The organism is Sphingobacterium sp. MYb382 (assembly GCF_037572665.1).
In the GTDB taxonomy this organism is placed as follows: Bacteria; Bacteroidota; Bacteroidia; order Sphingobacteriales; family Sphingobacteriaceae; genus Sphingobacterium.
Genome location: NZ_JBBGZT010000007.1, coordinates 19,852 through 43,965, shown reverse-complemented (window position 1 = coordinate 43,965; position 24,114 = coordinate 19,852). Strand labels below are relative to the sequence as shown.

At 41.2% G+C, this 24,114-nt stretch carries 20 protein-coding genes; 12 read left to right on the top strand and 8 right to left on the bottom strand.

Going from position 1 to position 24,114, the window contains the following annotated elements:
- Nucleotides 1–35 precede the first annotated feature (35 nt).
- Nucleotides 36–434, top strand: coding sequence for an acyl-CoA thioesterase (locus WH223_RS00925; RefSeq protein WP_340045642.1), 399 nt, complete (start codon nucleotides 36–38; stop codon nucleotides 432–434).
- A gap of 4 nt (nucleotides 435–438) precedes the next feature.
- Here WH223_RS00925 and WH223_RS00920 read toward each other — a convergent pair whose 3' ends face one another.
- On the bottom strand, nucleotides 439–729 hold the full coding sequence (locus tag WH223_RS00920; RefSeq protein ID WP_340045641.1) for a DUF3817 domain-containing protein: 291 nt from the start codon (nucleotides 727–729) through the stop codon (nucleotides 439–441).
- Between the two features lie 328 nt (nucleotides 730–1,057).
- Between WH223_RS00920 and lpdA the strand changes: the two genes are divergently transcribed.
- The gene (gene lpdA, locus WH223_RS00915; RefSeq protein ID WP_340045640.1) at nucleotides 1,058–2,446 is read left to right on the top strand and encodes a dihydrolipoyl dehydrogenase; all 1,389 of its coding nucleotides are present in this window, start codon (nucleotides 1,058–1,060) and stop codon (nucleotides 2,444–2,446) included.
- Between the two features lie 71 nt (nucleotides 2,447–2,517).
- On the opposite strand, the gene WH223_RS00910 is transcribed toward lpdA, so the two are convergent.
- Genes WH223_RS00910 through WH223_RS00885 form a run of 6 tightly spaced genes read right to left on the bottom strand, consistent with a single transcriptional unit; the run spans nucleotide 2,518 to nucleotide 6,759 of the window.
- Complete coding sequence (locus WH223_RS00910; protein ID WP_340045639.1) at nucleotides 2,518–3,549, bottom strand: LacI family DNA-binding transcriptional regulator; 1,032 nt, start codon at nucleotides 3,547–3,549, stop codon at nucleotides 2,518–2,520.
- Nucleotides 3,550–3,556: 7 nt separating this feature from the next.
- Nucleotides 3,557–5,068, bottom strand: a complete 1,512-nt coding sequence (locus tag WH223_RS00905) for a S41 family peptidase (RefSeq protein WP_340045638.1) — start codon at nucleotides 5,066–5,068, stop codon at nucleotides 3,557–3,559.
- A gap of 9 nt (nucleotides 5,069–5,077) precedes the next feature.
- Nucleotides 5,078–5,464 carry a hypothetical protein gene (locus tag WH223_RS00900; RefSeq protein ID WP_340045637.1) on the bottom strand — a complete coding sequence of 129 codons (387 nt, stop codon included), beginning with the start codon at nucleotides 5,462–5,464 and terminating at the stop codon, nucleotides 5,078–5,080.
- 3 nt (nucleotides 5,465–5,467) lie between these two features.
- The gene (locus WH223_RS00895; protein ID WP_340045636.1) at nucleotides 5,468–5,620 is read right to left on the bottom strand and encodes a hypothetical protein; all 153 of its coding nucleotides are present in this window, start codon (nucleotides 5,618–5,620) and stop codon (nucleotides 5,468–5,470) included.
- Nucleotides 5,621–5,633: 13 nt separating this feature from the next.
- Nucleotides 5,634–6,101, bottom strand: coding sequence for a hypothetical protein (locus WH223_RS00890; RefSeq protein WP_340045635.1), 468 nt, complete (start codon nucleotides 6,099–6,101; stop codon nucleotides 5,634–5,636).
- A 4-nt stretch (nucleotides 6,102–6,105) separates the two neighbouring features.
- Entirely contained in the window at nucleotides 6,106–6,759 is a 654-nt protein-coding gene (locus WH223_RS00885) for an ABC transporter ATP-binding protein (RefSeq protein WP_340045634.1), read from the bottom strand.
- Between the two features lie 151 nt (nucleotides 6,760–6,910).
- On the opposite strand from WH223_RS00885, the gene sucC reads away from it, so the two are divergent.
- The 10 genes from sucC (at nucleotide 6,911) to WH223_RS00835 (ending at nucleotide 22,687) form a co-directional block, all read left to right on the top strand.
- Complete coding sequence (sucC, locus tag WH223_RS00880; RefSeq protein ID WP_340045633.1) at nucleotides 6,911–8,104, top strand: ADP-forming succinate--CoA ligase subunit beta; 1,194 nt, start codon at nucleotides 6,911–6,913, stop codon at nucleotides 8,102–8,104.
- A 210-nt stretch (nucleotides 8,105–8,314) separates the two neighbouring features.
- Nucleotides 8,315–9,760, top strand: a complete 1,446-nt coding sequence (gene asnS / locus WH223_RS00875) for an asparagine--tRNA ligase (RefSeq protein ID WP_340045632.1) — start codon at nucleotides 8,315–8,317, stop codon at nucleotides 9,758–9,760.
- Between the two features lie 401 nt (nucleotides 9,761–10,161).
- Entirely contained in the window at nucleotides 10,162–10,734 is a 573-nt protein-coding gene (locus WH223_RS00870; protein ID WP_340045631.1) for an RNA polymerase sigma-70 factor, read from the top strand.
- 43 nt (nucleotides 10,735–10,777) lie between these two features.
- Nucleotides 10,778–11,710, top strand: a complete 933-nt coding sequence (locus WH223_RS00865) for a FecR family protein (protein ID WP_340045630.1) — start codon at nucleotides 10,778–10,780, stop codon at nucleotides 11,708–11,710.
- A 118-nt stretch (nucleotides 11,711–11,828) separates the two neighbouring features.
- Nucleotides 11,829–15,191 carry a SusC/RagA family TonB-linked outer membrane protein gene (locus WH223_RS00860; RefSeq protein ID WP_340045629.1) on the top strand — a complete coding sequence of 1,121 codons (3,363 nt, stop codon included), beginning with the start codon at nucleotides 11,829–11,831 and terminating at the stop codon, nucleotides 15,189–15,191.
- A 10-nt stretch (nucleotides 15,192–15,201) separates the two neighbouring features.
- Nucleotides 15,202–16,782, top strand: coding sequence for a SusD/RagB family nutrient-binding outer membrane lipoprotein (locus WH223_RS00855; RefSeq protein WP_340045628.1), 1,581 nt, complete (start codon nucleotides 15,202–15,204; stop codon nucleotides 16,780–16,782).
- Nucleotides 16,783–16,794: 12 nt separating this feature from the next.
- Nucleotides 16,795–19,248, top strand: a complete 2,454-nt coding sequence (locus WH223_RS00850) for a glycoside hydrolase family 9 protein (protein WP_340045627.1) — start codon at nucleotides 16,795–16,797, stop codon at nucleotides 19,246–19,248.
- A 6-nt stretch (nucleotides 19,249–19,254) separates the two neighbouring features.
- On the top strand, nucleotides 19,255–20,484 hold the full coding sequence (locus WH223_RS00845) for a DUF5009 domain-containing protein (RefSeq protein ID WP_340045626.1): 1,230 nt from the start codon (nucleotides 19,255–19,257) through the stop codon (nucleotides 20,482–20,484).
- Between the two features lie 8 nt (nucleotides 20,485–20,492).
- On the top strand, nucleotides 20,493–21,899 hold the full coding sequence (locus WH223_RS00840; protein WP_340045625.1) for a hypothetical protein: 1,407 nt from the start codon (nucleotides 20,493–20,495) through the stop codon (nucleotides 21,897–21,899).
- Entirely contained in the window at nucleotides 21,896–22,687 is a 792-nt protein-coding gene (locus WH223_RS00835) for a carbohydrate-binding family 9-like protein (protein ID WP_340045624.1), read from the top strand. The genes WH223_RS00840 and WH223_RS00835 overlap by 4 nt, the downstream gene beginning before the upstream one ends.
- A gap of 68 nt (nucleotides 22,688–22,755) precedes the next feature.
- Here the strand turns inward: WH223_RS00835 and ahcY are convergent, their stop codons facing one another.
- Nucleotides 22,756–24,072: an adenosylhomocysteinase gene (gene ahcY, locus WH223_RS00830; RefSeq protein WP_340045623.1), complete on the bottom strand. Its 1,317-nt coding sequence runs from the start codon at nucleotides 24,070–24,072 to the stop codon at nucleotides 22,756–22,758.
- Nucleotides 24,073–24,114 lie beyond the last annotated feature (42 nt).

Here is a 24,114-nt window from a genome sequence, read left to right as displayed (position 1 = left end):
TAACACTCTTGCCTTTTTCTTTACCTTATTACTTTATGAATTTCTACACTCGAAAATGGATCAAGCCCGAAGATTTAAATCCGAATGGATCTTTATTTGGAGGCACCTTATTACGTTGGATCGATGAAGAAGCCGTCATCTACGCTATTGTTCAATTGGGAAACCCACAGGTGGTAACGAAGTATATCTCGGAGATAAACTTTGTAAGCTCGGCCAAGCAAGGGGATATTATTGAGATGGGAATTGAGGCGCTAAGCTTTGGTAGAACCTCCTTAACCATGCGTTGCGAAGTACGTAATAAAATTACACGCAAAACAATATTATCTATCGATAAGTTGGTATTTGTCAACCTAGACTCGGAAGGAAACCCTACGCCACACCACAAAACAGAAATTACCTATGCGTATATGGGTATCGAAAAAATAACTAAATAGCTTCTTACTTACGAGAAGCTATTTCTTTTTTCAAGTCTACCTCTACCCAGAAAGAAACAATTGGGATAAGTGATAATACTAAGTATTTAGCCACACGACCAATACTCCATTTGTATTCACTCCAGCACATGATAAGTAGGATAACAAATAGAACAACGAGGAAGCCATGGATTGAGCCTGCTACTTTAACGGCTTCAGGAACGCCTGCAAAATATTTTAATGGCATCGCCACAAAGAATAAAAATACCGTAGAAATAGCCTCCCATAAGGCAACTTGTTGGAAAATTCGTAACATATTTTTTTGAAATTGATTCCTACAAACATACATTCTTAAATTTTAATCAAGGCATCAAAATCATCTATTGACTAAGCATTGACAGTATCTCCCATTTTTTAGTCATTTTCTTATCCATAGCGGACAATAAACCACACAATCCATTGCCATATCGTTAAAAAAATATGTACTTTTGGATGTTCGTTGGTAAGACAGCAGCAAAGCAGCGAACGTTTTATACAAAAAAATCTATGGAGGCTAACTCCCAATTATTGAATGAGTATAACACAGGTATGCTGCTATACAATTAACAGGTGCGCATTACCATTTTAAAAAAAATTAAATACATATGAATTACGACATCATAGTAATCGGTGGTGGTCCAGGAGGATATGTAGCTGCCATTCGCGCGGCTCAATTAGGTTTCAAAACAGCAGTTGTTGAGCGCGAAGCCTTAGGTGGTATCTGTCTTAACTGGGGTTGTATCCCTACCAAAGCGCTTTTAAAAAGTGCGCAGGTTTTTGAATACTTAAACCATGCAGCAGATTATGGTATTAAAGTTCAAGGCGGCGAAGCCGATTTTCCAGCGATCATCAAAAGAAGTCGTGGTGTAGCGGACAACATGAGCAAAGGTATTCAGTTCTTGATGAAGAATAATAAAATCGACGTCATCAATGGTGCTGGTAAAATCAAAAAAGGTGGAAAAGTAGAGGTGAAAGCCGCTGACGGAACAACCAAAGAATACAGTGCTAAACATACCATTTTAGCAACAGGTGCACGTTCGCGTGAGTTACCTAACTTACCACAAGATGGTAAAAAAATTATCGGCTACCGCCAAGCGATGAACCTTCCAGAGCAACCTAAATCTTTAGTAGTTGTTGGTTCTGGTGCTATCGGTATCGAGTTTGCTTATTTCTACAATGCTATTGGTACGAAAGTTACCATCGTAGAATTCTTAGATAGAATTGTTCCTGTAGAAGATGAAGAGGTTTCTAAACAATTAGAGAAATCATTGAAAAAAGCAGGCATCACAATCCTTACTAAATCAGAAGTACAATCTGTAGATACAACAGGTGCATTAAGCAAAGTTTCTATCAAAACGGCTAAAGGCATTGAAACGGTAGAAGCGGAAGTTGTTCTTTCTGCAGTAGGTATCACTACAAACATCGAAAACATCGGTTTGGAAGAAGTAGGTGTAAAAACTGAAAGAGGCCAAGTTATCGTTGACGATTTCTACAAAACGAACATCGAAGGTGTTTATGCAATTGGTGACATCGTGAAAGGCCCTGCTTTAGCACACGTAGCGTCAGCAGAAGCAATCACATGTATTGAGAAAATCAAAGGTCTTCATGTTGAGCCTATCAACTACAAAAACATCCCTGGATGTACCTACTGTTCACCAGAAGTTGCTTCTGTAGGATTCACAGAAAAAGCAGCTAAAGAAGCAGGATACGAAGTTAAGATTGGTAAATTCCCATTCATCGCTTCGGGTAAAGCTACAGCAGCTGGTGCGCAAGATGGTTTCGTAAAATTAGTATTCGATGCTAAATACGGTGAGCTTCTAGGTGCACACATGATTGGTGCTAACGTTACTGAAATGATCGCTGAGATCGTTGTAGCGCGCAAACTAGAGACTACAGGTCACGAAATGATTAAAGCTATCCACCCTCACCCAACGATGAGTGAAGCGATTATGGAAGCTGCAGCTGATGCTTATGATGAAGTAATTCACTTATAAGCCGAAAGCTTAAATAAAGTAAAAGCCCCATTGCAAAATCTGCAATGGGGCTTTTTTATATCCTCGATTCTTTATTGTAAGATTAACGTCGAAGGGAACACCACGGTTTCTACACCAGTGTCGTCTTTGTTTTCAATTTTTTGAAACAGGATCTCTGCGGCTCTCTTCGCTTGCTTATCCGGATACTGCTCTATACTTCCCATTGGTGGGTTTTCCATGTACTTCCAAAGTGGATAATTCGCATAACTAATAAAGAAGACATCTTTCTTCTGCACTAGACCTTTTTGACGTGCATATTTCATCACATCCAATGTCACATAGTCATTAAATGATACAATAGCTGATGGCCTATCGGGTAGCACCAATAGCTTCTCCATGGCATCAATATTGCCGGCTTCCGTTAGATCTGTATTCACCACATACTTTTCATCATACTGCAGTTCGTTAGCATCCAAAGCCTTGCGGTAAGCCTCTTCGCGCTCTTTGGAGGCCAAGAGATTCTCGGGTCCATTTATGAGCGCAATATTTTGATGTCCTATCGATGCAAAGGCTGCAATTGCTTCCTTCATTCCTGAAGAAAGGTCACTAGACACTTTATTTACCTCCTCTACGTGAGGCACGCAATCAAAGAACACAATTGGAATTTCAGCGTCCGTTAATAGTTTAATGAATGACAGATCGGTCGTATTTTTCCCCAGAGACATCAAGATACCATCGACACGATGTTTCTTGAAAGTTTGAATAATTTGAAACTCCCGATGGGCATCATCCCGTGACTGCCCCATCAATACGGTGTAGTCCTTCCCTGCGGCCACTTCTTCAATCTCGCTTATCGCGGATGAAAAAAAAGGTTCCGACAGCTTGGGCAAAATAACACCGATGGTAAACGTCTTGCGCTGCTTAAAAAATATAGCCGTCTGATTGGGCTCATAATTTAGTTCTTCCGCCACCTTCTTCACACGCATCGTCGTTACCAACCCTATACTAGGATGGTCATTTAGTGCGCGAGATACTGTAGATGGGGAGATTTTGAGTTTTCGGGCGATTTCTTTTATTGTAGCTGGCTTTTTCCTCATAAGTTCGATTATACCTCCTCTCCCCAAGATACGTTTATTTTATGACTTTATCTTTAGGGAACTTAAACATATTACTAGATCCTTTGGTTTCTTGTATATCTAAACGGCGTTCTATCTGATTCGCTACACCTGGAGCAGCGAAGGCTCTTGTGGTAGGTGCAGCGAAGTTTCCACTCTTAATATGTTGTAAAGCCGCAGCAATCATAGGCTCTTCTGGATTTCCAAAATCTAAGAATTTACTAAACTCCCAAACGTTATAACTAGGTTTTAAACCACCATAATAATCACCTTCTTTATTATTATTAAAGGTTTTGAAAGATGCCGCATAAAGCTCGATCCCTTTGTCGACAATCGTAACACCGAAAAAACCAACAGGTTTCCCGTACGTTTTTTCGTCAGTAACAGGGCCACCTGCAACCGCCTGCGACTTCGTTCCAATCATATAAACAGGCATATAGGCGCGTAAAGCGTTAATCAGTAATTCACTAGCCGAAGCCGTAGACTTAGTAACTAGAAAATATACCTTCGGCAAATTTAGATTTCCTTTTTTCTTAAAATAAACAGGACCAAAATCATCCCCTTCGGCCGTCCACTTCCATTCATCTGTCAGTAAGCTGTTCATTTCATAGTAGTACATCCTTTGCTTATCAGCCGTAGGCGGCGCGATATAATTAGCTAAATATTCAGCCGTCTCCACAGAACCACCACCATTATAACGCATATCAACAATCAGTTCATTAATACCTTTACTTTGAAAATCAGCAAAGATATTTTCAAATGTCTGATACATACGAGTCGGTTGCCCCTTATCCCGAATGCTCACAAAAGAATTAAAAGCTAGGTATCCGACTTTCTTACCTGGAATTTCTAATACCCGGTTATCCAATACAGGATCTACATCATAAGAAACATTCACCAACTGCTTTTCTAACTCTGTTCCATCCGATTTTTTAAAACGAATAGTCAGATTACTCGAATTTAGATATTTATTAAGCGTAGCAAATTTCTCTGCTGCTTGACTGTTGTAATCCAGTTTACTATTTCCGTTGATGCTCAAGATACGATCGCCACGACGCATACCAACCTTATCCGCTGGTGAGTTTTTGTCCACCATACGAATGGATAAATCGTCGTTTAAATAAAAAATATAAAAGCCAAAGCTTTTAACTAAAGCCCCCTGAATCTCGCCACTCACAACCCCTTCACGATCCAAAAAGCTATAACGATCAATAGGTTTCCCTGTATTCGTATCGATAGGGGTCAACGACAACATCCAATCCAATACATCTTCACCCGTTTTATACTTTGACGTAAAGGAACGAATAACTCCTTTTTGAAGAATATTTTCAACCTTAGCCGGAGGAAAATACACCTGCCAAAGCGAGAGAACTTTAGTGTAATAAAACACGGAGTCCTTAATCATCTCCTCTTTCGTTGATTCTACTACTGGAGGATCAGGATCTACTTTCTTGTCGATCTCTTTCTTACAAGCCGTAAACCCCAGAGCAAATCCAAAGAGTACTATCGCAGGCAATAATTTTCTCATATAAAAATTTTAGTATAATCGATGTATATCTTCAACGGATACAGCATATGCTTCAGCTATAAAGGCCAACGGTTCCAGCTCGCGGAATACCAACTCTTTGGTAAAAAAAACACGTAACTGATCACGAATAGGGCCTAAATCTTGCCAGTCTATATGTTTTAATTTATTTAGCTCCTCCACAGGGTTCCCATCAGTGAGAATAGCTAACTTTTTATCTTTTGCATGAAGCTCTTGTAACAAACTCTTTGTCTCCTCTGGCACAAGCAAGCGGAGAGGTAAATTAGCATTCGCTTTTAGGCGTTCAAAATTGTCAACATATGTAGTAGGAAGTTGAAACTGTGCTAATGTTTTTTCAAGCACCGTGCGTTCCCCTTCTTGCTCATAACTATTTTTCATAAATTATACCAGCTCTTTGGCGATAGATTTACCTTCCGTATATTCAATAAAGTTAGCGAACAAGTAATATACTTGCAATAGGTAATCACGTTTCGGAAAAAGAATATCATCGATCTCAAATACATAGACAGATTTATCAAATGCGACTTTTTTCATCTTTATCTTGCTACTAAACGACACATAAGACAACATCTTCACCAGAATCAGACACTATTGCTGCTCCAGAAAATGAAGAATCAGCAACTACGTTGTCTGTCAACACGTCTTTACCTTCATGAACGACCTGAATTGGTAAATGCTTATCTGGTTTTTCGGCAATCAAAATACCATCCAAACTTATCGGCATCAATAGGTTAATACCATACTCTTCAAACAAGATACGTGCCTCTTGCAACGCCTGCAACTCCCCCTGTCCTAGCGGCAGAATAAAATCGATAGCTTCATCTAGCGCAAGCTTCAGTACTTCATGTACATACGTAGGGTTGCTCGCTGTAGGCACCTTACGGTAATTTTGCTTCAATAAAATCTCAGGAAAAGGCTGGCTCGAGGCGTATAACAAAGTATACTGATCCGCCAACAATTTCCCAATTCTTTGGGCCAACGGTTCGGTCCCAAAAGTGATAAGTATACGTTTCATAAAATTAAAATATATTGCCGTCACGCATGTGTATAGTTCGATCGGAGATACGAGCCAATTCTTCGTTGTGGGTGACGATGATAAAAGTTTGATTGAGGGTATCTCTCAATTCAAAAAATAATTGATGCAAGGATGCAGCATTTTCAGAATCTAAATTACCGGATGGCTCATCGGCCAAAATTAAGGAAGGATTATTCATCAGCGCACGCGCAACAGAGACGCGCTGCTGCTCCCCTCCCGACATGGCGGCAGGTTTATGTTGTGCTCGACCTTCAACGCCTAGACGGTCTAGCAGCTCCATGCCACGTCGTGTAGCCTCTTTGGGTGAAACACCCTGAATAAAAGCAGGTATACATACATTCTCCAATGCGGTAAACTCAGGTAATAAATGATGAAATTGAAAGATAAAACCGATATGCTGATTGCGGAAGCTACTCAGTTTACGCTCGTTGAGCTGATTTATATCGGTACCATTTATTTGTAAGTTGCCCTGATCAGGTCGGTCTAGTGTACCTATAATATGGAGCAAAGTACTCTTCCCGGCGCCCGAAGCACCGACAATAGACACAATTTCGCCCTTGTTAACGCTTAGTTCTACCCCCTTAAGGATTGGTAAATTACCGTATGATTTATAAATATTACTTGCTTTCAATATCATAATACGAAGGTAATGAAAATGGCACAATTTCGAATACGTAAATAATGTAGCCCACAAGCCTAAGTAAAAGAACCAACACATTCTAATTTTTACAGAACATTTACTTGACCCTTCCATTTAAAAACCATATTTTTACCTCAAATTTTTTAAGATGAACATTCACGAATATCAAGCAAAAGAAATACTTAAAAGTTTTGGGGTAAGAGTTCAAGAAGGATTTCTTGCAGAAACGCCAGAGCAAGCTGTATCGGCTGCACAGAAATTAAAAGAAGATTATAACTCTGACTGGGTTGTAATTAAAGCTCAAATTCACGCAGGCGGTCGCGGAAAAGGCGGTGGTGTAAAATTAGCTAAAAACCATGATGAAGTAGCACAACGTGCAACAGACATCATCGGTATGCAGTTAGTAACGCCGCAAACTGGACCTGAAGGTAAAAAAGTAAGTAAGGTTTTAGTAGCGCAGGATGTTTACTATCCTGGAGAGAGCGACATTAAAGAGTTTTATGTATCGGTATTATTAGACCGTGCAAAAGGTCGTAACATCATTATGTACTCTACAGAAGGTGGTATGGACATCGAAGAGGTAGCAGAAAAAACTCCGCACCTTATCTTCAAAGAAGAAATCGATCCTAAAGTAGGTTTACAAGGCTTCCAAGCACGTAAAATCGCTTTCAACTTAGGCTTATCTGGTGCTGCGCACAAAGATATGGTTAAGTTTATCGCTGCTTTATACAAAGCTTACGACAACATTGATGCTGCTTTATTTGAAATCAACCCGGTATTAAAAACTTCTGATGACAAAATTTTAGCAGTTGATGCTAAAGTAAACTTTGACGAAAACGCTTTATACCGTCATGCAGACTTCGCTGCTTTACGTGACGTAACAGAAGAAGATCCTACAGAAGTTGAAGCAGGTGAGTCTAACTTAAACTACGTGAAATTAGATGGTAACGTTGGCTGTATGGTTAACGGTGCAGGTTTAGCTATGGCGACTATGGACATCATCAAAATTGCAGGTGGTGAGCCAGCTAACTTCTTAGACGTAGGTGGTACAGCAAATGCTGAAACAGTGAAAGCTGGTTTCAACATTATCTTGAAAGACCCTAACGTTAAAGCTATCTTAATCAACATCTTCGGTGGTATCGTTCGTTGCGACCGTGTAGCACAAGGTGTTATCGATGCTTACCAAGAGATTGGTGATATCCCAGTTCCAATTATCGTTCGTTTACAAGGAACAAATGCTGAAGAAGCGAAAAAATTAATCGATGATTCAGGATTGAAAGTATTCTCTGCAATTTTATTGAAAGAGGCTGCTGAATTGGTTACTAAAGTATTGAAAGGTTAATAACCCAACATATACGAAGCCTTAGGCTTCAAATCAAAGAAAGGGCAGTCCAAACAAGACTGCCCTTTCTGTATAAATAGCATTTTTACGAAACATAAAGAATCTCACCATTCAGCTTATTACTTCATAAAAACACAAAAAAATTAGGAAATAATAAGCTATTTTTGTAAAATCGATTGATATCAAAAACTTAAGTAGTTTACAATTATAATGGAACACACACGTATTAAAGAATTATTGAAATCAGATGAATTTGGTAAAGAAGTCATCGTTAAGGGTTGGGTTAGAACATTTCGTAACAACCAATTTATAGCTATTAATGATGGTTCTACGATAAATAATATCCAAGCAGTAGTCGATTTTGAAAATACAGACGCAGCGTTGTTAAAACGTGTGACTACAGGTGCTTCCCTACGCATTAAAGGAACGTTAATCGAATCTTTAGGTAAAGGACAGCGTGTAGAAATCAAAGTAAGCGATTTAACGATCTTAGGAGACTCTGACCCAGAGAAATTCCCGTTGCAACCAAAGAAACACAGCTTAGAATTTTTACGTGAAAATGCGCACTTACGCTTCCGTACAGGAACGTTCAATGCTATTTTCAAAGTACGTCATGCCTTAGCTTTCGCTATTCATAAGTTCTTCAATGAGCGTGATTTCTTGTATTTACATTCACCTATCATCACGGGATCAGATGCCGAAGGTGCTGGTGAGATGTTTCGCGTTACAACTTTAGACTTAAACAATCCTCCACGTACTGAAAACGGAGATATCGACTTCAAGGAAGATTTCTTCGGTAAGTCGACAAACTTAACCGTTTCTGGTCAGCTAGAAGGTGAGTTAGCAGCTATGGCTTTTGGTAGTATCTATACTTTTGGTCCTACTTTCCGTGCGGAGAACTCGAATACAACACGCCACTTAGCGGAGTTCTGGATGATCGAGCCGGAGATGGCTTTCTACGAATTGGAAGATAACATGGATTTAGCAGAAGAGCTATTAAAATATGTAATCAACTATGCCTTAGAAAACTGCCCTGAGGAGATTGAATTCTTGAAAAGCAGATTGTTGGAAGAAGAGAAATCTAAACCACAAGCTGACCGTTCGGCACAAGATTTAGTAGAAAAATTACGCTTCGTCGTAGACAACGATTTTGAACGCGTTACCTATACGGAAGCTATCGAAATATTAAAACGTAGCAAACCCAACCAAAAGAAACAGTTTAAATACTTAATCGACGAGTGGGGAGCTGACCTGCAATCGGAGCATGAGCGCTATTTAGTAGAGAAGCATTTCCACAAACCAGTAATCTTAACGGATTATCCGCGTGAGATTAAATCTTTCTACATGAAACAAAATGAACCTGATGCTGAAGGTAGAAATACTGTGCGTGCAATGGATATCTTGTTCCCTGGTATTGGTGAGATGGTAGGTGGTTCACAGCGTGAGGAAAACTTAGAAAAATTATTACAACGTATGGACGAGGTAGGAATTGCACCAGAAGAAATGGACTGGTTCCTAGATACACGTCGTTTTGGAACAGCACCGCACTCTGGTTTTGGTGTTGGTTTCGAGCGTTTAGTTCTTTTTGTTACAGGAATGACCAATATTCGTGACGTTATCCCGTTCCCAAGAACGCCAAACAACGCCGAATTTTAATAAAAATTAAACATACTATAAGAAGCTGCGTATACCCTACGCAGCTTCTTTTTTTTACGGACGAACATCCTTCCTTTAGTTTTTAAAAGCTACCGTTCACAGGCTCTTCTAAAAATGAAACTAAAATCTATTTTTTCTCAAGAAGAAAAGACGAGCTTTCACCATTTATCCTTCCTTAAGGCTTCTTTCCTAAATTTAATCCTTCTCAAATCGGAGCTCATAAGCAGATAAACAATTAATAATCAACAGCTTTTCAGAAAACTAAACCCTATTATTAAGAAATTAATTCCTATATTGCTTTTGGCTACACCTAACCGATTATAAGCTAAAGTCATTGAACAATTTTTATTGGATTTTAAAGGACCCCTCGCGGAGGGCTAATTATGGTATTTTTTCAAAAAATGGAAAATAAAGATTTAACCACAGTATCCTTTGAGCTACTTTACAAAACGCATTTTAATAACTTTAAGCGTTTTGCTAAGACTTATGTTGAGCAAGAGGATATCGCAGAAGATATCGTTGTTGATAGCTTTTTAAGTTATTGGGAGCATCGTGCAACGGTACACAGCAAAAATATACCTGCTTATATTTTAACGGCTGTTAAAAACCGCTGTTTAAATCATTTAAAACACCTGAAAATAAAAAATAAAGCAGAATCCTCCTTGTATGAACTTCATGCTTGGGAAACCCAAGTTAAAATCCAAACCTTAAACGCCTGTGACCCCGAGACGCTGCTTTCTAAAGAATTGCAAGGTTTAATAAACGATGCTATTGATAGCTTACCGCAAAAGACTTCCAAAATATTTTGCATGAGTCGCTATGAGCACCTCCCTCATAAAGAAATAGCGCAGATGCTTCATATAAGTACCAAGACAGTAGAATATCACATCGGTCAGGCTATCGCTCGCTTGCGAATACTACTTCAAGATTATCTTATTTTAATACTTTTTTATTTTTTCTCACTTTTTGTTTAGGGATAACCCTTTGTCAGTTGTTTAGTATATAGTAAGGACCAAAATGGATAAACAAACGCTACATCATTTTTTTAATGGATCATGTTCGGAGCAAGATAAAGCCCTTATCCGAGACTGGCTGGAAGCTGATTCAGCAAATTGGACGGTGCTACAACAGGAACGTAGACTATTTGATCTTTTGCTGCTCACCAAAAATGAAGAACAGCAAGAAAAGCGTGTACCGAAAATACAGCCTTTAACCTTCTGGAGATGGGCAGCAGCTATTTTAACGATTGGCCTAGCAGGACTATCTTGGTACACCTTGAATAAAGAACCTATCCAAGAGCCTCAGCAATGGACAACGATAAAAGCACCATTTGGTAGCCGCGTACAAATTATTTTGCCTGATAGCTCTTTAGCATGGCTGAATGCGGGATCAACGATGAGCTACCCAGGAGCCTTTGAAAAAAATAAAAGACAGGTAACCTTAGATGGTGAAGCTTACTTTGAAGTAAAACCGAACACGAACCGAAAATTTAATGTCGAAACATCCTACGGAAACGTAGAGGTGCTAGGCACGAAATTCAATGTAGATGCCCCAAGCGGATGTAATAACTTCAAGACATCTTTAATGGAAGGTAAAGTGCAGATAAATAATCATGCAGGAAAAACTATGTCAGTTATCCTAGCGCCAGGCCAACTTGCAGAACTCAAAAATGGAGAACTGGTGGTACGCAGTATCAAGGACTACAGCGTATACGACTGGCGTAAGGGCATCATTTCGTTCAACGACATCAGCATGGAAAAACTAGCCCACATAGTTAAGAAATATTATGATATCGAGCTTGTGATAACCAACACAGCGCTCAAAACCCACCGCTATAGCGGAAAATTCAGAATGTCAGACGGAATCGAACAAGTAATGCGCGTATTACAACGCTATGAAAACTTTAAAGAAAGAAAAATCGTTAACTCAAAAAAAATAGAGCTTATGTAAAAACTATCCTATTTTAACTATTAAACCTAATGGACCTGTCCTTGCTACATTGAAGGATCCCAATTTACGTACAGACAGCCCAAGCAATTAAACTATAAACTTAATTAATTTACTAATTATGATAGAAAAATGCTATCGGGGCATCCTATGCTCTAAACTCAAGTCTTTTTCAGGCTCCCGCTCTTTACGAGCCGTGCTGCTATTCGGGGGAATCGCATCAGGATCTTTACTATTTGGTCAAAACAATGTGCAGATTAGCAACGGTAATGCTAGTCTGTCTAAGATCATTAGTGACATTGAAAAGCAAACAGAATACTTGTTTTTCTACAACAACGATATCGATGTAGCAAAGGTTATAAAAATAAAACCTGAAAAAGCATCACTCAACACCATATTGGACCAAATAGAGGCCAATTCTGATGTAGCATGCAGCATTGAAGGCAAGAATATTTTGCTTTCAAAAAAGAAACCTGCGGAATCAGCAATAGGCACCACAGCAAAACAAAATCTAACGATTACGGGGCGCGTTAGAAAAGAAGATGGCGAAGGGTTAGCAGGTGTAACAGTTAAAGTTCTGGGGGAGAGCAAGGCCGTAGCAACAGACAACAACGGTAGTTATAGCATCACGTTGAGTTCTTTAGACAACCGCCAACTGGAATTTAGCCTTATGGGCTACGACAAACAAACAGTACGCATCACCAACAACAGGGAGATCAACATCACCTTGACCAGTTCTATGCGTTCACTTGACGAAGTTGTCGTGACGGCCTTAGGTATCAAAAAGAAAGAGAAATCATTAACCTACTCAACGCAAAAAGTAGATAACGAGGAGCTGGTCCGCGCCAAAGACCCGAACTTAATGAATAATTTGGCCGGTAAAGTTTCTGGTGTACAAATCAACCGCAGCGCTTCTGGACTTGGCGGTTCGGTAAAGGTAACCATCCGCGGAGAACGATCCGTCAGTGGAAACAACCAACCTTTATATGTTATCGACGGAATCCCGATTAACAGTGGATCCAACAATCAGACAGCTACCTCTATCGGAGGGAATAACGATGCTGGAAACCGAGATGGTGGTGACGGCATCTCCAACCTTAATCCAGAAGATATTGAAAGCATGAACATCCTCAAAGGCCCTGCAGCAGCAGCCTTGTATGGTAGTGCTGCCGCAAACGGCGTTATCGTGATTACCACAAAAAAGGGAGCTGTCGGAAAAACAAACATCACGCTGAGCAGCAACACCACTTGGGAAACTGCAGCCTATGGTATTCCTAAATTTCAAAATTCATATGGTGGTGTTACCGCTAGCTGGGGCGACCCCATAGCGGGCAGCCCCAGCTACACGGATGATTTTTTCAATACAGGATCCACGACAATCAATGCGCTAACCTTAAGTAGCGGATCCGACAAGATGCAGGCCTATTTCTCGTACGCAAACACCTTAGGTAAAGGCGTCATCGGGAACAACAAATTGGAGAAACATAATGTAAACTTCCGAGAAACAGCCAATCTTTTCAATCAACGCTTAACCTTAGATGGTAACGTCAACCTACTCTATCAAAAAGTAAAAAATAGACCCTCACCAGGCGGTTTTTATATGAATCCTTTAGTAGGTCTCTACAGGTTTCCTCGTGGTGGCGTACAAGGAGGAGAATCGTTCGACTATTACCGCGATAACTATAAGGTGTTTAACAAAGACCGCAACCTATATGTCCAAAACTGGTATACGCAACCAAACAGCTTTGAGCAGAATCCATATTGGTTAACCAACATGATTCCGAATGAAGATAAACGCTATCGTACACTTGGGGCCATCAGTGCTTCCTACAAGCTATCCGATCATTTTACTGTTCAGACTCGTGGTAATGCCGATTTTGTGACCGACTACTATGATAGTCGTATGTATGCAGGGACAGACCCTTCCATCACAGGAGGAACCAATGGCCGCTATGTCACCAACCAATCGCATGAGCTCAACTTATATGGAGATTTTCTTGTTTCTTACAACCAAACATGGAAAGACTTTGCTTTATCGTCGACCATCGGAACAAGCATCTTGGATAAAAATGGTAAAAACATAGGTTTTGACTCCTACCCTGGTGGCTTATACCTACCTAACGTATTTTCAGCAGCCAACATCAACCATAACGGGAGTAGCCCCTCATTAGGCTCTTTCCGTGAACAAACACAGTCTGTATTTTTTGCAGGACAATTAGGCTTTAAAGATCAGCTATTCTTGGATGTAACGGGTCGAAACGACTGGACTTCTACCCTAGCCTATACCAAGTATAAAAACAAAGGATTCTTCTATCCTTCCATAGGTATATCTGCCGTATTACAGGATATGCTACAGCTTCCGGAGTGGGTTACACTCGGCAAAATACGCGGAGCATGGTCTGAAGTAGGTAACGGATTACCGCGCTACCTAAGTATGCCACTTAACACGGTGGGACGTGGAGGCGTTATCAACTTTAATACGACACAGCCTTTTGATGAGTTAAAGCCTGAAAAAACTGCTTCTATTGAATTGGGTACGGAATGGCGCTTCTTCAACAGTCGCTTGGAGTTAGACTTCACCTATTACAAAACCAATACGAGAGATCAGCTATTCTCTTTGCCTGCGCCAACGGGTTCCAAATACACTACCTATTATGTGAATGCTGGTAATATCCAAAATCAAGGGGTAGAGATTATGCTAAATGCTAAACCTGTCGTTCAACAGAATTTTAAATGGACTACAGGCGTTAACTTCTCCCTAAACCGCAACAAAATAATAGAACTTGTAGACGGATTAGGTCCATTCAATTTTGCAGGAACAGCGTCCAACAGTTATGCTATGCGTCTAGAAGTTGGCGGTTCTTTTGGTGATATCTATGGTCGTGGCTTCCTTCGTGATGACAGTGGTAATATCCAATACGACAGCAAAGGTATTCCAATCCCAGATAAATCTGATTATAAAAAGGTGGGCAACACAGCCCCTAAATTTATGTTAGGCTGGCAGAATGGATGGAGCTACAAAAATATCAACCTCAATGTCTTAGTTGATGGACGATTTGGAGGCAAAGTAATGTCGTTAACGGAAGCGGAACTCGATAAATATGGGGTCAGCGAAAGAACAGGTAATGACCGCTTAAATGGCGGCGTAAACTTTGACGGAAAAAATATCGCTGATGTTCAGGCATTCTATGCTATTGTCGGTGGTCGTGATGGTGTATCGGAACACTACATCTATGATGCTACTAACATACGTATGCGTGAAATTTCCTTAGGATATACCATTCCAAAAGATAAACTAGCCGGCCAATCAGTGATTAAATCTATTGATCTATCCCTAATTGGAAGAAACTTGTTCTTCATTACTAATAAAGCGCCTTATGATGTAGAATCATCCCTTTCGGTAGGCAATAGTCTACAAGGCTTACATGTTTTTGGTGCTCCAGGCACGCGTTCTTTTGGTTTTAACATAAAGGTTAATTTTTAAGACATTGTTTATGAAACGGATTACAACAATTATAGCAGCTTTAGCAACGATGGCACTCGCAGGTTCCTGCGTCAAAGGGTTTGACGAGATGAACACACCTCCTTTTGGGGTAAGCGACGAAGAGCTAACTCAAGATAATAACTTTATCGGGATGCATTTCCCATCAATACAACAGTCTATCTACTACAACTACGGTGGTGGTGGATGGGGCTTTCAAACGATTCAAAACCTGAACTCTGATATATGGTCGGGTTACATGGCCTCACCAACGAACTTTAAAGGAGGGTTGAACAATCAAACCTATTTCCTGACCAACGACTGGAACGATGAACATTGGCTGAACACCTACCGCATGGTGATGACCAACCAGCTAAAAGTGAAAGAGAAATGTGAACAGATAAGCATGGAGACCTATGGTCATTTCAACGCTATAAATACCATATTGAGGGTATTGGCCATGTCTAGAGTAGTCGATGAATATGGGCCTATTATTTATAGTAAGTATGGAGAAAGCAAAACTGGTGGAACATATGATTCTGCAGAAGATGCTTACAAACAATTCTTCATGGAGCTAACAGCGGCGACAGAAACACTTAAAGGCTATGTTGGGAAACCGGCGGCTTCCTTTAAGAACTTTGATATGGCCTATGGAGGGCAGCTCGACAAATGGATGCGCCTATCCAATACCATCCGTTTACGCTTAGCGATGCGCATCGTAAAATTTGATGCTGCATGGGCCAAAAAGGAAGGTGAAAGTGCCATCGCTGCTCCACAAGGACTCCTTCAAAAGGAAGATGCCTTCACAATCCGTGGCTTTGGTTGGAAACACCCCTTGTTCACCTGCTCCATCCTCTACAATGACATCTTCGTCAGTGCGAATGTACAGTCCATACTGGAAGGCTACGAAGATCCAAGGCTAGCGAAAGCAGGAATAGCAAAGAAGGATAAAGTAATAGGTGTACGCACCGCCATGCCTAATTTGGATGTATGGTCAGACCGTTACAAGGCTATTATCTCGCACATCAATATCACATCCGACGAAATGCCAGCACGCATTATATCGGCTTCCGAAGCCTATTTCCTTTTGGCTGAAGCCGCTCTTCGTGGATGGAATGCTGGAGGAACGGCGCAATCATTTTATGAAGCTGGTATCGGTGCCTCCTTCGCCGAGTTTGGCACCTCGGTAGGTGATTATTTGACAAGCACGAAAAAACCAAGCGCTTGGAAAGATCCCCTACGGGCAGAGTTTGATGCGCCTGCCGTTTCCAAAGTATCTCCCTCATGGAATGATGCTACATCCGATGAAGAAAGGCTAGAAAAAATCATTACTCAAAAATGGATCGGTGGCTTTCCGGAAGGTAAGAATGCTTTTGCCGAATGGAGAAGAACGGGCTATCCACGATTATTCCCTGTCTTGAAAAATGAAAGTCAAGGTGTTATCTCTACCGAAGAAGGGGTGCGCCGATTCCCATATACATTGAGTGAGCAGCGTGAAAACCCAAGTGGCTATGCCGAAGCTGTAAAAATGTTGAAAGGTCCTGACAATGGAGCAACTCGTTTGTTCTGGGATATAAAGAAGTCGAACTTATAAACTATAGAAAGCATGAAATATTACTTTTTAAGAGCGCTCCTCTTTCCGTTAGTCCTCCTAGCCTGCTCCTATCAGCACTTACAGGCGCAGATTAGCGCAGCGCTACAGCAGGAAATTATCGAAAGTGGATACATCCATAAGCCATTACCGCTGGATCCATCCAAAGGTTTTGAAGCTTGGGCATTACATAAAAAGGTCCTAAAAAGTCGAACACTTGCCGATATGGAAAATCTGTCGTCATGGTCCCACAAAGGCATAGGCACCATGTCATTGACAACAGAACGTAGCAAAGATGGTCAGCAGAGTCTCCGTTTGGAGGCTCCTGCTACCTCCCCTACGCTGCCAAGTTGGGGCTTAGGGCGCGGAACATCCATGGCTACCTTAGCCATAGACAACGAAAACTGGGAGGACTACAACCGTCTACATTTTTTCATCTATCCAGATTGTGAAGGAGCTAGAAGTATCTACTTAAACCTATACATAGAGAATGACGGAGCGATAAAAGTACCAGACCACTTCGGTCGTGAGGGCTATCATGAGATAAACCTTATCAACGGACAGTGGAATGAGTGTTTCATTGAAATATCAGGGCTTCCCCGCGATAAGATTAATAAGCTATCCTTTGCCATCGAGACGTTCGGGCAGGAGCTTACGATGGGGCCAAACCTACGTTTTGATGTTGACCAAGTGCTTTTACAAAAAATTGAAAAACCAGAGGTCGTCAAAGGATGGCAACCCGCCGAAGACCGCATTATCTTTTCCACGACAGGCTATAGCATCGGTGGAAAAAAGGACGCTATCGTTACGGTAAAAAATAATGATGGCACCTTCGCTATTAAAGACCATAAAACGCAGAAAACAGTTTTCAGCGGTAAGCTAAAGCAAGAGAAAACGGAAATCGGACAGTTTACCACCATAGACTTTACCAGCTTTAACACTCCTGGAGACTACTTCATACACGTAGGCGACCTTAAGAGTCAGCCCTTCCAAATTGGAGATGATGTATGGGTATCTTCGACATGGCGTGTCTTGAATTTCCTATTCTGTGAACGCTGTGGTTATCCTGTACCAGGCAAGCATGGCACCTGCCATACCGACCTACATGCAAATTTTGAAGGAAATATCATCCCTATAAACGGTGGTTGGCATGATGCGGCAGATATGTCGCAACAGACCTTACAGACGGGAGAAATTGCCTATTCGCTCTTTAGCATGGCCAAAAAGGCTAAAGAAAAAGGACAAACAGATTTGTACCATCGTTTAGTAGAAGAAGGGCTGTGGGGTTTAGACTTCGTGATGCGTTCCCGCTTAGGAAACGGATACCGTGCCGCAAGTTGGGGTACCAACCTATGGACGGATGGTAAAATTGGAACTATCGATGATAGCGACCGTCGCACTGTGCGCGTACATAATAGTGCCTTGGAAAATTATCTACTCGCAGGCATGGAGGCTTCAATTTCAGGAATGATAACCGACGATGAAGCGCTCAAGCAGAACTTAATTAAAATAGCGAAAGAAGACTATGCTTTTGCAAAAACAAGATTCGACAGCCTCAGCTTCAAAGAGCTCGTTAATATTGGTGGCGGACATGCCGCAATGGCTTCAAACAGTCAATATGCGGCCAATATATCGTGGGCTGCGAGCATGTTGTACCAAGCAACAGGCGATAATTTCTATGCACTGGAGGCAGCTAAAGCTATAGAATACACCTTAGCATGTCAACGCAAAGAACCGCTGAAAGGAAAATCAGGGCTATCGGGTTTCTTTTATCGCGACACCGACAAACGCTCTATCGTGCACTACACCCACCAGAGTCGAGACTATGCCTTCATGGAGGCCTTGATTAGTTTGTGTGAGACACAACCGAAGCACCCTGCTTATGCGCAATGGAAAGAAGCTATCCAACTCCATGGGAACTATTTAAAGAACATTTACAAATATGTACAGCCCTACGGCATGTTGCCGAGTGGTGTATACCATAAAGATGAAATCTTAGATAGTGCCAATTTCTATGTGGTGCATGTTGCTGTACGCAGTGGTGGAGAAAAAGACTTTAGAGAGCAATACAATAATGGCCTTTACCTAGATGAAGAACATCGTTTACGCTTTTTCCCGATTTGGTATTCTTTCCGCGGAAATGCAGCGGTACACCTTTCAACAGGACGTTCAGCAGCGCTATGTGGCAAATTTTTAAATGACCCCGAATTGACAGAAATTGCCGAACAACAGCTACACTGGATTGTAGGGAAAAACCCATTTGGACAGTCTATCATCTATGGTGAAGGAAGTAATTATCCGCAGCTTTATACCGCCCTTCCTGGGGAAACAGTGGGTGGAATTCCCGTAGGTATGCAGTCTTATATGAACGAAGACAGCCCCTATTGGCCACAGTTCAATACGGCGACTTACAAAGAGCTATGGGGAGCACCGGCAGCGCGATGGCTCCAACTGATTGCAGATTTATAGCCTATCATGATGGAAAACAACGTAACAACAAGCCCACGTAACCAGGTTATCGATATCCTCCGTGCATTAACCATGCTGGTGATGATATTTGTAAATGACTTTTGGAAAATACACGACGTTCCTCATTGGATGGAGCACGCTGCCTACAAGGAGGACTTCCTAGGGCTTGCCGATTTGGTATTCCCTATTTTCTTATTTGTTGTCGGTCTATCCATTCCCTATGCTTTAGAACAGCGTCATAAAAAGGGATATACCGTAGAGTCTACCCTTTCGCATATTTTAGGACGTACGCTAGCGCTGCTTATCATGGGTGCTTTTATTGGTAATTCGGAGTCGCGTCTTCACGCAGAGGCACCTTATAGCATAGGCATCTATTGGCTTATCATGGTTGCCGCCTTCATTTTAATTTGGAATGCCTACCCAAAAGAAATGAAAGCACAGCGAGGTCGCCTCATCGTGGTATTACAATGGTTAGGTATTCTCCTCCTGGCCTACTTAGCCCTCACGTTTAGCGATCCTAAAGGAGGAATATTCGCCGCTCGATGGGGAATTTTAGGAGCCATTGGCTTTAGCTATCTCTTCTGCTCGGTAACCTATTTGCTGGCCCGAAAGAAACCTATACAGCTGATCATCGTGTGGCTTCTGCTTATTCTTATCTGTTTCTTGAACACCCCTTTGCGAGAAGAATATGGCGCCGAAGCCCTCGTTAACTTTTCGAAACCAAATTTTTACAATAGCTTTTTGGCCTTGTTTCACGTCGGAAATGGTATCTTACCTGCTTTTACGATGAGTGGAGTCTTATTCTCCTTCGGAATAAATAAACAGCATAACCAATCAGACGCTTGGAAGTTGAAAACCTTGTTTTCATTAGCCATCGGAGCATTTTTACTAGGTATGATAACGCATCAATTTTGGATTGTATCCAAAACCGGAGGCACACCTCCTTGGTTATTTTACACGTTAAGTGTGGCAATCATGCTTTACATTGTCCTTTTCAGCTTGGAAAAATACAATAAAATCGGTTGGTTTAAAATCATCCGTCCGGCAGGAACCGCAACATTAACGGTATACCTTATCCCTTATGTATTTTATGCATTTGCGGATTTGACAGGCTACGTGCTGCCCGATATATTGACACATGGGATTATAGGCTTACTTAACTGTTTATGTTTTGGGCTCCTTATCATCTTTATTGTCGGACTACTTGAAAAAATTAATATTAAACTTAAAATATAACAAAGACCATGAAAAAACGTATCATTTTTGTTTTCTCCCTGCTCCTTGCCATGGGCATTACCGTTTCGTATGCTCAAAAAAAGAAAGCGCAAGCAACAAAAGAATACCCCATGTTTTGGACCTGGTTGGATTATCGCCCAACTATGAACTTTGACTCCATCTGTCGTGAAATGAATATTCTAGGCATCGATGGTGTCATGCTGAATGCCCCTACGCCAGCAGACTACAAGCAAGCAATCGCTGTAGCGAAAAAGTACAAAATCGCTATTTATGCATGGCTGTGGACAATGAACCTAGAGCATGACCGCGAAAAAATCTTGAAAGAACACCCGGAGTGGTTCAGTGTAAATAGACTAGGACGAAGCTTAGCCGATACTACGGCATACGTAGGCTACTACAAATTTCTATGTCCTGTCTTACCTGAAGTACAGGAGTATATAAAAAAGAAAATTACTTCGTATGCAGAAATTGAAGGCTTAGAAGGTATCTCTATTGATTACCATCGCTTTGTCGATGTGGTTTTACCAACAACGCTATGGCCTAAATATCATATCGTTCAAGACCGCGAATATCCAGAGTGGGATTTCGGTTACCACCCCGAGATGATTAAGCGCTTCGTAAAAGAACATGGTTACGACCCTCGCGAACAAGCGGATCCTTCAAAAGATGAGCTATGGCGTCAGTTTCGTTGCGACCGCATCAGTGACGTAGCCAACATCATTTCTGATGTCGTACATGCGCATGGAAAAACAATGGCCGCTTCACCATTCCCAACACCAAAAATGGCCTCTAGAATGGTAAGACAAGATTGGGGTAAATGGAACCTCGACATCGTATTTCCTATGGTATACCATAATTTCTATACCGAGGATGTGAGCTTTATTGAAGATTGTACCAAAGACAATGTAAGAGACAAAAACGAAAATACAGCTTTGTATTGCGGTATCATGGTTGATAACACACCGGAGATGTTTAAAGCAATGGATGCAGCGCTAGAAAATGGAGCACAAGGTATTGCCATCTTCACGATGCGCAATGTGAAAAGTCCGGAAATTAAAAAACAGTTTACAGCGTATACAACCAAAGCAAAAGAGCTACGCAAGAAAAATGGCGGAGTTTATCCGGCGAAGCCTGCTACAGCAGTCAATACCGATCCTTTCAAAAATAAAGGTATTATGGCTTTGATTGAGAAACGTATCCAGAAAGATATTCAGACAAAAACAAAAAGTAAAGATTTAGCGAAGTTAAACTTATCAACCTACAAGTTGGTTGACCAATATGATGTAACAAAACGCTATGAAGTAAAAGACAATAGCAGTGGAGAAGTATTCAACGTAACGTTCTATTTCTATGGCGGTGTAATTTCAGGTTGGAATGTAGATCAGGAAGTACATGCTAAGGTTAAAGGATCATGAGACCTTGGATTAAATTCCTCCCTGCCCTATGCCTCCTTTCCTTCGCCTTAAACCTCGAGGGAAAGACATGGGTAGAAAATACAGTGCAATTTGGCGCTACCTCCCGCTATCTGCCCACGGCAGATAGCGGAGTGGCTCCGCAGAAGCTGATGACCTTAACGAAGCTTTCCAAGACCCCAACAGAAGCATCACAGGTGAAGCAACTGCTCGATGATGCGAAAGTTCAATATCAGGCGGTAGCCGAAGTCAATTGGGATGCCTACCCCTATAAGCCCACTGTTCAGGTTAGACTAGCCTATACGGCTGATGCTTTCCTCATCCACTTCAAAGTGGATGAAAAAGAAATTAGAGCGGTCGCTGCCGCGGATAACGGAAGGGTCTATGAAGACGCATGCGTGGAATTTTTTGTACAGCCTTTTGCTGATCAAAGCTATTACAACTTTGAGTTCAGCTGTATCGGTAAGTTATTACTGCAAGGAGGCGCTAAAGGTGATCGGAAAATGGCTCCTCCCGAAATACTAAAAAGTGTCAAACGCTGGTCTTCCTTGGGTGACCAACCGTTTGACACCAAAGCAGGAAACCACAGCTGGGAGCTTACTGCTGTCATTCCATACAGCGCCTTTTTCAGACATCCGCAAACAGCGATTCAAGAAGAAATAAAAGCTAATTTTTACAAATGTGGCGACAAATTACCAACGCCCCATTTCGTATCATGGAACAAGATTCTTACGGAGAAACCAAATTTCCACGCTCCCGAATTTTTCGGACGCATAAAATTGACGAAATAGGTAGCTAAGTAATACAAAATGGGCTAAACAAAATATGTTTAGCCCATTTTTCATGCTTTTATTAAAACCTAGTAGCGATATGCCTCTGGTTTATATGGTCCATCCACCGTTACACCGATGTAGGCAGCTTGCTCTTCAGACAACACATCAAGCTCAACACCAATGTGCGCTAAGTGTAGACGTGCTACTTTCTCATCCAAATGTTTTGGTAAGGTATAAACGGCTTTTTCATATTGATCTGTATTTATCCACAACTCCAACTGCGCTAATGTTTGGTTGGTAAATGAGTTGGACATAACGAACGAAGGGTGTCCTGTAGCACAACCTAAGTTGACCAAACGTCCTTCAGCCAATAAGATTACATCTTTACCATCAATTGTGTATTTATCAACCTGAGGTTTGATTTCTACTTTTGTCGATCCGTATTTAGCATTTAACCAAGCAACATCGATTTCGTTATCAAAGTGGCCAATGTTACATACGACAGTTTTATCCTTCATCGCTTTGAAGTGCTCTTCACGAACGATATTTTTGTTTCCTGTTGTTGTTACAACGATATTAGCTTCTTTGATAGCATCCGCCATTTTCTTAACCTCATAACCTTCCATAGCTGCTTGCAATGCACAGATAGGGTCAATTTCCGTTACAATAACACGTACGCCAGACGAACGTAAAGACTCTGCTGAACCTTTACCTACATCGCCAAAACCCGCTACAACAGCAACTTTACCGGCTAACATTAAATCTGTAGCACGACGAATTGCATCAACTAAAGACTCACGACATCCATATTTATTATCAAATTTAGACTTCGTAACGGAGTCATTCACGTTGATAGCAGGTAAATGTAGCGTACCATTTTTCATGCGCTCATACAAACGGTGAACACCTGTTGTTGTTTCTTCAGAAAGACCTTTGATACCATCGATTAATGCTGGGTAGCGGTCGAATACCATGTTTGTCAAATCACCACCGTCATCCAAAATCATGTTTAACGGCTGACGATCTTCACCGAAGAATAACGTTTGCTCGATACACCAATCAAATTCTTCTTCGCTCAGCCCTTTCCAAGCATAAACAGGAATTCCGGCTGCTGCAATTGCTGCAGCAGCATGATCTTGTGTAGAGAAGATATTACATGAAGACCAAGTAACATCAGCACCAAGTTCTACCAATGTTTCAATTAATACAGCTGTTTGGATGGTCATGTGTAAACAGCCCGCAATACGCGCACCTTTTAATGGCTTGGCAGCACCGAACTCTTGACGAAGACTCATCAATCCTGGCATTTCCGCTTCCGCCAATTCTATTTCTTTTCTTCCCCACTCTGCTAAAGCGATATCTTTAACCTTATAAGGGACATAAATTGTTTCTATTGTAGACATAATTTTATTTTTTAATGGAACACAAAAATAGTTCATAAACAC

What these genes read in the sequence shown, in the direction of transcription:
- WH223_RS00925 (WP_340045642.1), top strand. Translation starts at nt 36, where the DNA reads ATGAATTTCTACACTCGAAAATGGATCAAGCCCGAAGATTTAAATCCG.
- WH223_RS00920 (WP_340045641.1), bottom strand. Translation starts at nt 729, where the DNA reads ATGTTACGAATTTTCCAACAAGTTGCCTTATGGGAGGCTATTTCTACG.
- lpdA (WP_340045640.1), top strand. Translation starts at nt 1,058, where the DNA reads ATGAATTACGACATCATAGTAATCGGTGGTGGTCCAGGAGGATATGTA.
- WH223_RS00905 (WP_340045638.1), bottom strand. Translation starts at nt 5,068, where the DNA reads ATGAGAAAATTATTGCCTGCGATAGTACTCTTTGGATTTGCTCTGGGG.
- WH223_RS00900 (WP_340045637.1), bottom strand. Translation starts at nt 5,464, where the DNA reads ATGAAAAATAGTTATGAGCAAGAAGGGGAACGCACGGTGCTTGAAAAA.
- WH223_RS00895 (WP_340045636.1), bottom strand. Translation starts at nt 5,620, where the DNA reads ATGAAAAAAGTCGCATTTGATAAATCTGTCTATGTATTTGAGATCGAT.
- WH223_RS00890 (WP_340045635.1), bottom strand. Translation starts at nt 6,101, where the DNA reads ATGAAACGTATACTTATCACTTTTGGGACCGAACCGTTGGCCCAAAGA.
- WH223_RS00885 (WP_340045634.1), bottom strand. Translation starts at nt 6,759, where the DNA reads ATGATATTGAAAGCAAGTAATATTTATAAATCATACGGTAATTTACCA.
- sucC (WP_340045633.1), top strand. Translation starts at nt 6,911, where the DNA reads ATGAACATTCACGAATATCAAGCAAAAGAAATACTTAAAAGTTTTGGG.
- asnS (WP_340045632.1), top strand. Translation starts at nt 8,315, where the DNA reads ATGGAACACACACGTATTAAAGAATTATTGAAATCAGATGAATTTGGT.
- WH223_RS00870 (WP_340045631.1), top strand. Translation starts at nt 10,162, where the DNA reads ATGGAAAATAAAGATTTAACCACAGTATCCTTTGAGCTACTTTACAAA.
- WH223_RS00865 (WP_340045630.1), top strand. Translation starts at nt 10,778, where the DNA reads ATGGATAAACAAACGCTACATCATTTTTTTAATGGATCATGTTCGGAG.
- WH223_RS00860 (WP_340045629.1), top strand. Translation starts at nt 11,829, where the DNA reads ATGATAGAAAAATGCTATCGGGGCATCCTATGCTCTAAACTCAAGTCT.
- WH223_RS00855 (WP_340045628.1), top strand. Translation starts at nt 15,202, where the DNA reads ATGAAACGGATTACAACAATTATAGCAGCTTTAGCAACGATGGCACTC.
- WH223_RS00850 (WP_340045627.1), top strand. Translation starts at nt 16,795, where the DNA reads ATGAAATATTACTTTTTAAGAGCGCTCCTCTTTCCGTTAGTCCTCCTA.
- WH223_RS00845 (WP_340045626.1), top strand. Translation starts at nt 19,255, where the DNA reads ATGATGGAAAACAACGTAACAACAAGCCCACGTAACCAGGTTATCGAT.
- WH223_RS00840 (WP_340045625.1), top strand. Translation starts at nt 20,493, where the DNA reads ATGAAAAAACGTATCATTTTTGTTTTCTCCCTGCTCCTTGCCATGGGC.
- WH223_RS00835 (WP_340045624.1), top strand. Translation starts at nt 21,896, where the DNA reads ATGAGACCTTGGATTAAATTCCTCCCTGCCCTATGCCTCCTTTCCTTC.
- ahcY (WP_340045623.1), bottom strand. Translation starts at nt 24,072, where the DNA reads ATGTCTACAATAGAAACAATTTATGTCCCTTATAAGGTTAAAGATATC.